This is a genomic window from Methanothermobacter sp. KEPCO-1 (assembly GCF_008033705.1).
Taxonomy (GTDB): domain Archaea; phylum Methanobacteriota; class Methanobacteria; order Methanobacteriales; family Methanothermobacteraceae; genus Methanothermobacter; species Methanothermobacter marburgensis.
The window spans coordinates 625,332-639,386 of the sequence record NZ_CP042937.1; the positions used below are offsets into that span (position 1 = coordinate 625,332).

The following is a 14,055-nucleotide window of genomic DNA, read 5'->3' on the forward strand; positions in this document are numbered from 1 at the left end:
AACTGGAGATTCTATATCTGCAAAATAGGTTTAAATATTATACATTAAATAAGTGGTTAATATGAACATACCCCCCTATAATAAGAGGCCAGACATGGGGCGCCTCAGGGAGATAGTAAGGGTAATGGGCAAGTACCACTTCGGAAACATACTTGAGGCCATAGGCCTCAAAAACAGGTTATTTGAAAGCCTCAAACTCTACATAAGGAGCCCTGAGGAGATCCATGAACCGGCCCCCGTACGCCTCAGACTTGTCCTTGAAGAGCTGGGGACGACCTTCATCAAGCTGGGCCAGGTGCTGAGCACCAGGGCGGACCTTGTGGGCAGGGAAATAGCAGATGAACTGGCCAAACTTCAGGACGAGGCACCGCCGTTCCCCTTCAGGGACGTCAGGAGGGTTATCGAATCTGAACTTGGAATGCCCCTGGAGGATATCTTTTCCGAATTCCAGGAGGAGCCCATTGCATCGGCATCCATAGGCCAGGTCCACAGGGCGCGTTTGAAAAGCGGGGAGGCTGTTGCTGTTAAGGTGCAGCGCCCGGGTATAGCCGCAACCGTAAAGAGTGATATTATACTCATGAAGTACCTTGCAAAGCTTGCAAATGACCGCATCCCAGGTCTCGAGTACTATAATCTCCCGGGAATAGTGGCGGAGTTTGAAAGGGCCATCAGGAAGGAACTGGACTATCACCAGGAAGCCAACAACGCTGAGAGATTCCGGGCCATGTTCCTTGATGACGAAACCGTTTACGCCCCCTACGTCTACAGGGAATACTCCACCAGCAGGGTGCTGACCATGGAGTATGTTGAGGGGGTTAAACTCACAGAAATCCTTGAATCAGACATAAAATTCAATGCAAGGACAATAGCAGAGCGGGGTGCCCGTTGCTACTTCAGGCAGATATTCATACACGGCTTCTTCCACGCCGACCCCCACCCAGGCAATATACTCGTCCAGAGGGGTAACGTGCTCTGCTTCCTTGACTTCGGGATGATGGGTCACCTTGACCGTTCATTCCGGGATAAACTGGCTGAACTCTTCATTCTACTCATGAACTATGATGTAAACGGTATAGTGAACCAGCTGAGGTACATGAATATCCTCACAGAGGATACAGACCTTGAAGAGGTCAAGTATGATATAATAGACCTCCTTGATCGCTACTATGGCGCAGACGTTAAGAAGGTTGGGGAGATCCTCACAGAATTCACAATGCCTGAGATGATAATGAAGCACAGGATAAGGATCCCCCGGGACTTCGTGCTCCTTGCAAGGGTCATGAGCATGGCAGAGGATCTTGGTGAGCGCCTGGATCCCAGATTCAATGGACTTGAAGTTGCATGGGAGATGACCTACAGTCTCATCAGAAAACGCCTGAACCCCCTGCGGAACCTGGACGAGGTCCCCTCCACCCTAATAGAACTTGAACACATAGTGAACGATCTCCCACGTGGCATGATAAGGGCGCTTCAGCGGCTGGAGGAGGGCAAACTCAAGATGGAACTTGAGCACAGGAACCTCGATGAGATATCAAGGAGAATTGAAAGATCAACCAACAGGATATCAGTGGCGATGCTGGTCTCGGCCCTTATAATCGGCTCATCACTGGTTGCAATCCCCAAGGAGGCCCTGATACTCCAGAAGTTCCCCTTCCTGGGGCTTTTCGGTTTTGCTGTGAGTTTCCTCATAGCCCTTGCACTCATAATTTCAATCATAAAGTCAAGAAAGATGACCTGATGGAATCAGGACTCGGGGAGCCGGGATGCATGGGGGTTGAAAAGTAGCCTCCTGAACCCGAGCGAAATCAGAAGGGGGTTCCGGATTCTGAAAGCCCTCCTACCAAGTATGATCCTCCTTAAAAGATCCCCGAGACCTCCACCTGTCATGACATCCATATAAAGATCCCCGAGGGTGGGGTTCTCAATTTTAAGTCTCTTCTCAAGGAATTCTGAGAGATTATCCCTCCTTAAAATGGCCGTTACAAGGGGTGTCAGGAAAAAGAGCGCCAGGAGAAGCCACGGTCCCCCTGAAATGTAGAATAGGAGTCCAAGGGCAACTGCAAAGTTGTGGTTTCCAACCTCCCCCATCATTATCCTCCCCATGTAATCAAGTGGTGAGTACGCCAGTGCCACCACCATGATGAGAAGGGTAAGGTGAATGCCTGAACCTGTTATGATTGCTGCAGGCAGTGCCAGGAGGGACATGATGACCGTCACGGTGCAGGCCACACCAGGCTGCATGTCGGCAATGTTCAGTGGCTGTACCATGAGTGCCACAAGGAGTCCCCAGGCCCCCATGAAGGGGTAGGTGATGAGGGTGACTGCCAGTATACCCAATCCCCTTGAAAGCTGCCCCCACTCAATGGGAAGGTTCATTATCCTCCTTCTTCCAGCAAGGTCATCAATAAAGGCCAGAGCCCCCATTACAGCAACTGGTGCGTTAAATGGTGGGGGTGTGAATATCGAGAGTGCTGCCCATGGCACAATACCGGCACCTCGGGGTGTGCCACCCCTCACATCAGTGTAGAGATTTGAATTTTTAAAGAGGGATATGATGGCCGCAGCAGCAGGTGTCAGTACAAGCACAGCGAGAGCCACCAAAAGCAGGGTCCAGTCATAAATTAACATAACCAAGTTCTCACGCTCCCTCTGTGATCATCCTATGAACCCCTCAGATGTCTGGACAATTACCCTTCTGAGGCCCCCGTCAAGCATCAGGTCACGAACCCCAAGCATTTCAGAAACCGGGGGCCTCTGTATATTTTTAAGTCTGAACTCGGGCCTGTAGTCAAGGAGGGTTACCTGGACGTCTGGACTGACAGAGGCTATCTCAGATGCCATTTCAGCAATCTCCCCGGTGGATATGAGTGCCCTGTTGTAGGGGACCCCCAGGCCCATGAATATCCCATCATGCTCCTCAGATATGTACCTGAAGGCATTCCAGGAGTTTTCAAGGTACACCCTGGCTTTTTCAGGGTCACTGAGCCCTGCTATCCCCATGAAGGTCTCCAACCTCCTGCCCTTGAGGTCAATTCCTATCCTGTTCATGCCGGCCTCAACAAGTTCATCAATGTATCCCGGGGTGAGCACGGTGCCATTTGTGTCCACGTGAATGTTGATCCCCCCATCAAGTTCCCTTATCCTCCTGACTGAACCAGAGAGCCATGACCTGTTAAGTGTGCATTCACCCCCTGAGAACGTCACTGTGCCTGTTCTGTAAATCGATTCAACACCAAGCAGTATCATTGCGGTTTCTTCAGGGTCAAGCAACGTGTCACCCCTGGTGAACGCCACCTGGCTGTTCTGGCACTGGGGACACCTCAGGTTGCATCCATGGGCGAAGCATACCACCTCAACCGGACCATCCCCCTTTTCACTGAAGGGTGTCCCCACTCCCCCCGCCGTGTGGGGGCCGAAATTGCTCACATACCTGAGTGGTGGTTCGGGTATGGTCTCTATGACCATCCCCTCCTCAAGGGGTGTTACACAGGACTGCACCGCCCTGCCATTTGCTGATACAGTGCAGGCCCAGCATCCGCCTGTACCGCATGGTGAGAATAATTCTCCCTCGCCGGGGATGTCACTTACCCGGATACCTGCGGCCTCAAGGGCATCCCCCACGGTGCCAGTGGCCCGGACATCTTCACTGTTTACTGTCACCCTGTACTCTGTATCATCCCTTCTCCCTGGAACAAGTGCTCCCTCAGGGCATACCAGCTGGCAGGCCCCACACCCTGAACATTTTTCGCTGCACTGGAGCATCCTGCATCTCCCGCAACCGGTGCATTTATCCTGGAGAATCCTGAACACCTGATACCCCCATCATGAAATCCTGAACCTTAAGATCCCCGCAAGTCCACCGAGGGATTCCAGCTGTTTGCCGCCCTCGTGTTCACTGCTTATGAGAACCACGGAACCCCCCATGCTCTCAACGCTATCAAGGTATCCCTCAATATCCTCCCTGCTTACAATCCTGTCAAGGACCAGCAGCCTCTCAACAGCCCCCATATTGATGGCTTCCAGCACCTTCTCCCTGCCATAGACCACGGTTTCAGGGTCCCTCGCCAGCCTCTCAAGGACCTCATTCACATTCCTTACCTCTGCTGCCACCCTGTTCTCTGATGAAACCCTCTCCACGGTGCCCTTCTTCAGAACCTCATATATTCCTGACCTTCCTCCGGTCCCTGTATTCTCAACCACGGCCTTCCTTCCAATTTCAGGGTGTTTCTCCAGCAGGTATTCATGGAAGTCCGACTTGTAGAAGCTAGGGCCTGCAATTATGATTGTCTCAAGTTCACCATATTTTTTGAGGGCGTCCACTATACTCTCATAGAATTCAAGTCGCAGTTTACCCCGGTCCCTCTGCTGCATCCTCTTACCCGGGATGTGGCCTGTGATGGGGCCCTGGTATTCCACACCATACTGTCTTATGACCCCAATGTCTGCCACATCATCCTCAATCACAACTATCACTGCCCTGATATGCTTTGATGCCTCCACCGCCTCCTGAAGCCTCTTAAGTGTCCATCTGCTCCAGGAATCCTTTTTGATCCTGAGGGGAGTGTTGAGTTTAACCTCAAGGGTATGGTGCGACCCGAGGGGAACCAGGTCCTCAGGGCCTCTCTCTATAACCCCTGTTGCTCTGAGTTTTCCTGTGTAGATGTGGAAACTGACAGTTTCGACCCTTATACCCAGATAGAAGGTTTTCTTAACTCCCCTGTCGCTTCTTATCTTCTCTCCGCTGGTATCCTGTATCCTCCTTGTTGTCCTTGCAGAAAGCAGATCCCCCTCCTCAATTATATGGGAGAGGTGCCAGAGGTCGTCAAGGGTTTCTGGTACAACTTCTATGACGCCGTTTTTCTCATCCTCATGTACTATCCTCATCTCTTCACCCTGGAATCAATTGGAAGATGATTCTATATGCTGAATGATCAATGATAATATATATGCATGCTTTTATAAATTAAGAGTCAGCTAAAGGCGAGGAGTGTAATCTGATGGGTGACTATGAATCAGGCACTGCAATTTTTCTGAGCATCATCGTGGGCTTCATCCTGCTATTCTTCATTGACGGCCTCTTTGTTTACACCTTCACGGGGTTCCTGGCAGCCTACCTCACAAGGGCTGAAGTGAGAAGTGCGGGTGGAGGGGCTGCTGCTTCACTCATCCTTGCGGTTATAAGTTTCTCATCAGGGATGATATTCGGTCCCCAAATGCCCGGTAGGATTGCAGGTCTTGCCGCACCTGACATATTCACCTTCACCACGGGTCTTGTAATCATTGGGGGTCTGAGCCTCCTGCTGGGTGGTATAGGGGGCTACATTGCTGTTAAGGCCTTCAGGGAGTAGGCTGGTGGAAATGATTGTGAGCATCATAGGGGGTACGCGTGGGCTTGGATACTGGATAGCCAGGTTCCTGAAAAAGGAGGGCCTGAGGGTCATAATCACCGGAAGGGACCATGATGCTGGAATGGAAGCCGCATCAAGGATCGGTGTGGAATACTGTGGTGACAACGTCCAGGCGGCATCCCGTGCAGATGTCGTGGTTGTTTCTGTGCCGATAGATGTAACCGCAGATGTTATAAGGGAGGTCGCCCCCCAGGTCAGGAAGGGGGGCCTCCTGATGGACGTCACATCTGTAAAGGAGGAACCCGCCAGGGTCATGGAGGAGTCCATAGGGGATGGCGCCCACCACCTTCCAGCCCACCCCATGTTCGGGCCCAGGGTCTCCTCCCTTGAGGGACAGGTAGTTGTCCTTACACCCACACAGGAAAATCCCTGGGTTGATACCGTCATTGAGTTCCTTGAGAAACATAAGGCCCGTGTTATAGTAACTGATCCTGCAACCCATGACCGTATGATGAGTGTTGTTCAGGTGCTGACACACTTTGCCTACATAAGCATAGCATCCACCCTCGAGGCAGAGGGGGTCGATATAAGGGAGTCGAGGAAATTTGCAAGCCCCATCTACAACCTCATGATAGACACCATTGCAAGGATAGTGGCCCAGAACCCCTACCTGGCATACTCCATCCAGATCCACAACCCCCATGGACAGGATATGCGTGACAGTTTCCTGAGGACGGCCTCTGAACTCAATGAGATGCTCAGTGATGGCAGGATGGATGAATTCGTATCAAGGATGGGCCTTGCAGCCAAGAACATCGATGATGTTGAGGCGTCCCTGGGGAGGTCTGATAAGGCAATAGAAGCCCTCAATGAGGAACTTAAAATTCTGAAGGATTCTGTTGGAGGGGAAGTTGGTCTGAGGCACATCTATTCAGGTAAGGTGCATGTTGGGGTGCTTGAGTCGGTCACACCGGATTATGCGACCCTCAGGGAAGGTAAGAGGCTACTCAGATTCAAGATCTCCAACATAAGGGTTCTATCTGATGATGAACTTCAGATGTGGAAGGCTGAAAACCTTCCCACACGTGTTTATGATATATCGGCTGTTTTTCCAGATACAGTGGCCCCCCATGTTATTGAGTACCTTACAGGGCTTCTTGATGGTGTTGCTGGCTCAGAGGTCGTTGATGTTTATAGTGGCCCGCAGATACCCGATGGTCATGTGAGTTTAACCCTCAGGATTCGTGTATTCAAGCGGGAGGACTACGAGAGGGTCAGGGAAATCCTTGAGGGTATGGGGGCCAGGATAAGATAGCAGCCACACCTCTCCTAGAGATTGCTAAAGTGGACCGGCGGGTATGATGGAGGGTGCTGTTAATTCAGCGCCCCCTACCTCTTAGAGATTGCTAAAGTTGACCAGCGGGTAAGTATTAATTGCTTCTGCTATTACTATATAAATATACCGAAAACTTTATATATGATGACTTACTTCAATATTATAGTAACTTAAGTTTACTAAAATATTCAGTTAAATTATAAATTTAACCAGAATCATAATAATTACACAAAAGAGGTGGGTTGTATGGCAGAAAAGGAAATAAAATTAAAGGTTGCAGAGGCCCTCGCCCAGCAGGACGTTGGTAGAGGTATAGCCCGTGTGGACCCCGCATGCATGGAAAAACTGGGTCTCTCCGATGGAGACATAATCGAAATAGAGGGTAAAAAACTGACCGCTGCAACCGTCATATCATCACAGTCCGACATAGGCCTCGGAATCATAAGGATAGACGGATACCTCCGTAAAAATGCAGGGGCATCCATCGGCGAAGAGGTGACAGTGAGAAGGGCAGAGGTAAAGGACGCCCAGAAAGTCGTCCTGGCACCCGTTGACCAGGAGGTGATCATACGTGGAGATATAAGATCAGCATTCCTCAACAGGGTCCTCGTCAAGGGGGACATAATCGTATCAGGGATAAGGCAGCAGATATCCGGTGGAGGGCTCTTCGATGAGTTCTTCAGGGACTTCATGGACCTCTCACCCCTGGGGGAAATAAAACTCGCAGTCGTATCAACAAGCCCCGCGGGTGTCGTGAGAGTCACGCCCACAACCCAGGTGGAAATGCAGTCAAAACCCGTTGACGTCAGCAAACTGGAGGGCGTGAAGAACCTAGTCGACGTTACATACGAGGACATCGGAGGCCTCAAGGAGGAGGTCAAAAAGGTCAGAGAGATGATAGAGATCCCCCTCAAGAGGCCCGAACTCTTCGAGAGGCTCGGCATAACACCACCAAAGGGTGTCCTCATGCATGGACCACCAGGTACAGGTAAGACACTCCTCGCCAAGGCAGTCGCCAACGAAAGCGACGCCCACTTCATAGCCATAAACGGTCCCGAAATAATGAGCAAATACGTTGGGGGATCAGAGGAGAGACTAAGGGAATTCTTCGAGGAAGCAGAGGAAAACGCACCATCCATCATATTCATAGACGAAATAGATGCAATAGCACCCAAAAGGGAGGACGTGAGTGGCGAGGTTGAAAGGAGAATAGTTGCCCAGCTCCTCACCCTCATGGACGGCCTGAAAAGCAGGGGCCAGGTTGTGGTCATAGGTGCAACCAACAGACCAGACGCCCTAGACCCTGCACTCAGAAGACCCGGCAGATTCGACCGTGAAATCGAAATAGGCGTCCCTGACAGGGAGGAAAGAAAGGAGATACTCCAGATACACACCCGGGGTATGCCACTGGCAGAGGACGTTGACCTGGATGAACTTGCAGAGATAACCCACGGCTTTGTGGGCGCAGACCTGGAATCACTCTGTAAGGAATCCGCCATGAGAGTACTGAGGAGGGTTCTGCCTGAGATAAAGGCCGATGAGGAGATACCCAAAGAGGTCCTCAAGAAGATGATAGTCACAAGGGCAGACTTCAAGGAAGCCCTGAAAGAGGTGCAACCATCAGCACTCAGGGAGGTCCTTGTACAGGTGCCCAACGTCTCATGGGAGGACATAGGTGGACTGGAGGACGCCAAACAGGAACTCAGGGAGGCTGTGGAGTGGCCCCTCAAGTACCCCGACAGGTTCAAGAAATTCGGCATAAAACCGCCAAAGGGTATCCTGCTGCATGGATCACCAGGTACAGGTAAGACACTCCTCGCCAAGGCAGTCGCCAATGAGAGCCAGGCAAACTTCATAGCCGTGAAGGGCCCTGAACTCCTCTCAAAATGGGTGGGCGAATCTGAGAAGGGTGTTCGTGAAGTCTTCAGGAAGGCCCGTCAGACAGCGCCAACCGTGATCTTCTTTGATGAGATAGACTCAATAGCCTCAGTGAGAAGTGGAAGCACTGCAGACTCAGGGGTGACCCAGCGTGTCGTGAACCAGCTCCTCACAGAGATCGATGGACTTGAGGAGCTACAGGACGTTGCTGTGATAGCCGCAACCAACAGGCCAGACATCCTGGACCCTGCGCTCCTCCGACCTGGAAGATTCGACAGACACGTGAAGGTCGACGATCCAGACAGGGAGGCAAGGCTCGCCATATTCAAGGTGCACACCAAGGATATGCCGCTTGCAGATGACGTGAACCTTGAAAAACTGGCGGATAAGACAGAAGGATACGTTGGTGCCGACATTGAAGCCGTCTGCAGGGAGGCCGCCATGCTGACACTCAGAGAGAACATGGACGCGGAGGATGTCCCGATGAAACACTTCCTTGAGGCCATGGAAAAAATAAAACCAAAGGGTGGCGTTGAGGAACAGGTTCAGTACCATTAACCTCTCTAAATTTTTTTAAATGAATTTATACACATTTTTAATTTAAAAGCATCTTTTTTTGAAAATTCACAATAAAGCATTACAATCACTTCGACCTGATTTTAAATGAAACCTGGTTTCAAGACTAAGAGAATGGCCCAATTCAATCATAATCTATTTAAAACTATCATGCTCCAAATATCATGCTCCCAACGAAGAAAAGCAAAAACAAAAAGAATAGAATTAAAAATATACATCCCTGTATTTCCTTAGTCTTATCACTCACCAATCTAACCACCTCTCATCCACTTTAATTTCAATCCCATTTTGGTCTGATTTTAACAATAGAAAACAGCAACTTCAAACCCTACCCGGCAGTAATATTTCAATCCCATTTTGGTCTGATTTTAACCTGCATGGCATGAGCCATGCGACCCTGAAGCCCCTGCAATTTCAATCCCATTTTGGTCTGATTTTAACCGTAGGCCCTTGAGGACAGGGCCTCAATTTTTTCCTGCTGAATTTCAATCCCATTTTGGTCTGATTTTAACAATACAATACAAATTTGAGGTGAAACAAAATGAGATTTCAATCCCATTTTGGTCTGATTTTAACATTACTGCATGAGATTAGCGGAGGAATCAATAAATAATTTCAATCCCATTTTGGTCTGATTTTAACTATAATACTTCTTACGGGACTCATGAACACGCACAGTAATTTCAATCCCATTTTGGTCTGATTTTAACGGCGTTTTTTGAGAAAATACGGGTTATACGGGCTTAAAAAAATAATTTCAATCCCATTTTGGTCTGATTTTAACACTCATCAGTCATCATACACCCCTCCCATTAAAGTATATTTCAATCCCATTTTGGTCTGATTTTAACTCATAAAGCCTCTTATTATAAAAACAATTTACAATAATTTCAATCCCATTTTGGTCTGATTTTAACTAATCGCATACGAGGGGACCCGATGATTGCTGAAGAATTTCAATCCCATTTTGGTCTGATTTTAACCTGAGAAAGGGGGTTTCGAGAAAGAAGGGGAAAAGGAATTTCAATCCCATTTTGGTCTGATTTTAACACACTTGAAGAATTCAACAAAGTCGTCCATACAATCGTAAATTTCAATCCCATTTTGGTCTGATTTTAACATGACCCCGACGCCATCTTCGGGGTGATAGTTGACGATTTCAATCCCATTTTGGTCTGATTTTAACTTAGCGATAGTCAGAAATCTGGAAGAGATCGAAAAGAATTTCAATCCCATTTTGGTCTGATTTTAACTGTAAATACTCATCAATAAAATCCCCTAGGTGCCGAATTTCAATCCCATTTTGGTCTGATTTTAACTGTGATAATACTTTTTGTTGTGATAAGTGTAAGTATATTTCAATCCCATTTTGGTCTGATTTTAACACTCATCAGTCATCATACACCCCTCCCATTAAAGTATATTTCAATCCCATTTTGGTCTGATTTTAACTCATAAAGCCTCTTATTATAAAAACAATTTACAATAATTTCAATCCCATTTTGGTCTGATTTTAACTAATCGCATACGAGGGGACCCGATGATTGCTGAAGAATTTCAATCCCATTTTGGTCTGATTTTAACATGACCAGGAAATAGTAATGTGGATCCGTTTACAAGTATATTTCAATCCCATTTTGGTCTGATTTTAACTTGTTAAGGTTATTCCAGCCATATAATAAACAATTGAATTTCAATCCCATTTTGGTCTGATTTTAACCTATATATTCCTATAACGAACAGGAGGTGATACAAAATTTCAATCCCATTTTGGTCTGATTTTAACGCATGGTGGGTTTGTGGTGGGGTGGCCCTGTTTTTGATTTCAATCCCATTTTGGTCTGATTTTAACCATAATGGCCACATAGAGGCCCTTTCATGGGATAATGATTTCAATCCCATTTTGGTCTGATTTTAACTCGATGAATCATTAATCGAAGTCCTCGAAAACATCCTCGAATTTCAATCCCATTTTGGTCTGATTTTAACCTGGGGTCAAAGGAAGGCAGAAGGCACCTGTTGTTATTTCAATCCCATTTTGGTCTGATTTTAACAGAGCTCCGATAGTATCTCCGCTGCAACCTCCTTCGCATTTCAATCCCATTTTGGTCTGATTTTAACGCGTTTGACGCGCGAGAGGAGGATTGTTGAGCATGTGATATTTCAATCCCATTTTGGTCTGATTTTAACCAAGATACTCAAGATAATGTAAAATATCATACAAGTTATTTCAATCCCATTTTGGTCTGATTTTAACCCCTTCTGTAGTGGTAGTCGGGGCATTCGCATCGTAGTATTTCAATCCCATTTTGGTCTGATTTTAACGAACAGAAGCCATGCTCTGATGCCAGTAGAAGCTGGAGATGATTTCAATCCCATTTTGGTCTGATTTTAACTAGGTCCTCGTCAGGTAGAGATAGAATGGAGTCCCATTTCAATCCCATTTTGGTCTGATTTTAACACAGTCACCGAAACCTGCCGCCGCTGCGGCGAGGTACATTTCAATCCCATTTTGGTCTGATTTTAACAAGACTACAGGTAAAATTCCATCGACAGTTAAAAATTTCAATCCCATTTTGGTCTGATTTTAACTCATCCACACCCTCCATCGCTAAGGTTTCACCATCCCACACATTTCAATCCCATTTTGGTCTGATTTTAACATGGACACCGTATTCATTGAGATAATAATCCTAATGATTTCAATCCCATTTTGGTCTGATTTTAACGTAATGGTAAGGTTTATCTCCTTGATATTGTCCGATTGCATTTCAATCCCATTTTGGTCTGATTTTAACCTGACTCTGAAGCACTCAATGTCGTTGGGAATATCGATTTCAATCCCATTTTGGTCTGATTTTAACCCAGAGGGTATGAACCGACGATCCGGGCCATCATACATTTCAATCCCATTTTGGTCTGATTTTAACTTCTTTGGTTTGGGGTTCCCTGGTCGGGGTTGTCCTGATTTCAATCCCATTTTGGTCTGATTTTAACCCACACCCTCCATCGCTAAGGTTTCACCATCCCACACATTTCAATCCCATTTTGGTCTGATTTTAACGAAGACAAAGAAGATGAATGTCACCCCACTGACAGATTTCAATCCCATTTTGGTCTGATTTTAACGCATATGGGTCGGGACCGTAATAGCCCATGAGAAATTTCAATCCCATTTTGGTCTGATTTTAACTTTTTCACCTCTTCTTTCCTTTTTCTTCTCTTTTTTTTATTTCAATCCCATTTTGGTCTGATTTTAACCTATTTTTTTTCCAACCCAGGGCCTGGGGGTGGTTTTCGATTTCAATCCCATTTTGGTCTGATTTTAACCTGTAGTAGTGAAAGTGCCCTTCAAACCAAAAGTTGTATTTCAATCCCATTTTGGTCTGATTTTAACTATGGGGCCCCGAAAATCCCCATTTACATCAGGAAAATTTCAATCCCATTTTGGTCTGATTTTAACACAGACACAATAGCAGATTACAGGACAGTGTATAAGCATTTCAATCCCATTTTGGTCTGATTTTAACACAGGGAGCCTATCCTCGAGGACTTCCTTGATAAGAAATTTTCAATCCCATTTTGGTCTGATTTTAACCTGTGAGGATGGTGATATTCGGCTCTGATCGTATCTATTTCAATCCCATTTTGGTCTGATTTTAACCGGTAGGAAGAACGGGTACTGGCTCCTCCCAGGCATATTTCAATCCCATTTTGGTCTGATTTTAACACAAGGTTTCCCTAATGGTCTTCCCGTCTTCGTCGCATTTCAATCCCATTTTGGTCTGATTTTAACTCGTGAGGGTGAGGACGCATCCGCCAATGTTGATGCATTTCAATCCCATTTTGGTCTGATTTTAACATGAGGACCATGAGCCGCTCTGAGCACTCGTATATGATTTCAATCCCATTTTGGTCTGATTTTAACCCGCTACAGGAAAACCGTTGAGGATCTAATAAGAATTTCAATCCCATTTTGGTCTGATTTTAACCCAACCCCTGTCAGTAACCGTAAGAGGTGAAAAATAATTTCAATCCCATTTTGGTCTGATTTTAACCTGGTCTGGTTGTCACGGATCTTATCACCTTCGATTATTTCAATCCCATTTTGGTCTGATTTTAACTTGATCATGACCTCAACTTTGACGTTGTTGATTAATTTCAATCCCATTTTGGTCTGATTTTAACATACTATCCATCCTTGAGGGTAGGGAGTACGTATTTGATTTCAATCCCATTTTGGTCTGATTTTAACAATTGCATCGGCGCCCGCTTCACACCACCAGAGTACATTTCAATCCCATTTTGGTCTGATTTTAACACGAAGTAATCGGATGCACTCTGACCCAGTAACCTGATTTCAATCCCATTTTGGTCTGATTTTAACCAAGATGACACAGGAACCACACCCTGAACTATCCAATTTCAATCCCATTTTGGTCTGATTTTAACGCGAGAGCAGTGAAGTGAAACAATTCAAAGTCTCAAATTTCAATCCCATTTTGGTCTGATTTTAACTGAAACCGGTGCTGGCCTGCCGTGTTCCTGTGCTGAATTTCAATCCCATTTTGGTCTGATTTTAACCCGGTGACTGCTGATTGGGTCTGCCTAACAGTTGAATTTCAATCCCATTTTGGTCTGATTTTAACAGGAAGATCACCACCGCCATGAGCTACCAGATAAACAATTTCAATCCCATTTTGGTCTGATTTTAACTTCTTCCAGAACCCTACTTGCTCCTCATATCCATAAATTTCAATCCCATTTTGGTCTGATTTTAACGGTGGATGATTGAAGGTCGAAGCTGAAGAGTATATGTATTTCAATCCCATTTTGGTCTGATTTTAACGGGAGAAGCGGGGACTATGTGAACCTCGCAACATTCAATTTCAATCCCATTTTGGTCTGATTTTAACT

The 14,055-nt window shown here is 46.6% G+C and carries 7 protein-coding genes and 1 CRISPR repeat array (1 of these 8 cut by a window edge); of the genes, 4 read left to right on the plus strand and 3 right to left on the minus strand.

Annotation, left to right across the window (positions count from 1 at the left end; all coding sequences use genetic code 11):
* The first annotated feature begins 61 nt into the window (after nucleotides 1-61).
* Nucleotides 62-1,738, plus strand: coding sequence for an AarF/ABC1/UbiB kinase family protein (locus FVF72_RS03410; protein ID WP_147671980.1), 1,677 nt, complete (start codon nucleotides 62-64; stop codon nucleotides 1,736-1,738).
* Between the two features lie 5 nt (nucleotides 1,739-1,743).
* Here the strand turns inward: FVF72_RS03410 and FVF72_RS03415 are convergent, their stop codons facing one another.
* From FVF72_RS03415 to FVF72_RS03425, 3 genes are read right to left on the minus strand one after another with little or no spacing between them, the layout of a single operon-like run.
* The gene (locus tag FVF72_RS03415; RefSeq protein ID WP_255503792.1) at nucleotides 1,744-2,598 is read right to left on the minus strand and encodes a hypothetical protein; all 855 of its coding nucleotides are present in this window, start codon (nucleotides 2,596-2,598) and stop codon (nucleotides 1,744-1,746) included.
* Nucleotides 2,599-2,655: 57 nt separating this feature from the next.
* Complete coding sequence (locus tag FVF72_RS03420) at nucleotides 2,656-3,810, minus strand: radical SAM protein (protein ID WP_147671217.1); 1,155 nt, start codon at nucleotides 3,808-3,810, stop codon at nucleotides 2,656-2,658.
* Between the two features lie 12 nt (nucleotides 3,811-3,822).
* On the minus strand, nucleotides 3,823-4,884 hold the full coding sequence (locus FVF72_RS03425; protein WP_147671218.1) for an mRNA surveillance protein pelota: 1,062 nt from the start codon (nucleotides 4,882-4,884) through the stop codon (nucleotides 3,823-3,825).
* A 113-nt stretch (nucleotides 4,885-4,997) separates the two neighbouring features.
* Here FVF72_RS03425 and FVF72_RS03430 point away from each other — a divergent pair, with 113 nt between their 5' ends.
* From FVF72_RS03430 to FVF72_RS03440, 3 genes are all read left to right on the plus strand, one after another.
* The gene (locus tag FVF72_RS03430; protein ID WP_013295061.1) at nucleotides 4,998-5,348 is read left to right on the plus strand and encodes a hypothetical protein; all 351 of its coding nucleotides are present in this window, start codon (nucleotides 4,998-5,000) and stop codon (nucleotides 5,346-5,348) included.
* A 10-nt stretch (nucleotides 5,349-5,358) separates the two neighbouring features.
* A complete protein-coding gene (locus tag FVF72_RS03435) occupies nucleotides 5,359-6,663 on the plus strand; it encodes a prephenate dehydrogenase (protein WP_013295060.1) in 1,305 nt (434 codons plus the stop codon).
* 267 nt (nucleotides 6,664-6,930) lie between these two features.
* Complete coding sequence (locus tag FVF72_RS03440) at nucleotides 6,931-9,120, plus strand: CDC48 family AAA ATPase (RefSeq protein ID WP_013295059.1); 2,190 nt, start codon at nucleotides 6,931-6,933, stop codon at nucleotides 9,118-9,120.
* Nucleotides 9,121-9,412: 292 nt separating this feature from the next.
* A CRISPR array of direct repeats spans nucleotides 9,413-14,055; the repeat unit is 30 nt; unit sequence ATTTCAATCCCATTTTGGTCTGATTTTAAC (it continues 933 nt past the right edge of the window).

Coding starts and splice junctions, on each gene's coding strand:
- FVF72_RS03410 (WP_147671980.1), top strand. CDS start 62: ATGAACATACCCCCCTATAATAAGAGGCCAGACATGGGGCGCCTCAGG.
- FVF72_RS03425 (WP_147671218.1), bottom strand. CDS start 4,884: ATGAGGATAGTACATGAGGATGAGAAAAACGGCGTCATAGAAGTTGTA.
- FVF72_RS03430 (WP_013295061.1), top strand. CDS start 4,998: ATGGGTGACTATGAATCAGGCACTGCAATTTTTCTGAGCATCATCGTG.
- FVF72_RS03435 (WP_013295060.1), top strand. CDS start 5,359: ATGATTGTGAGCATCATAGGGGGTACGCGTGGGCTTGGATACTGGATA.
- FVF72_RS03440 (WP_013295059.1), top strand. CDS start 6,931: ATGGCAGAAAAGGAAATAAAATTAAAGGTTGCAGAGGCCCTCGCCCAG.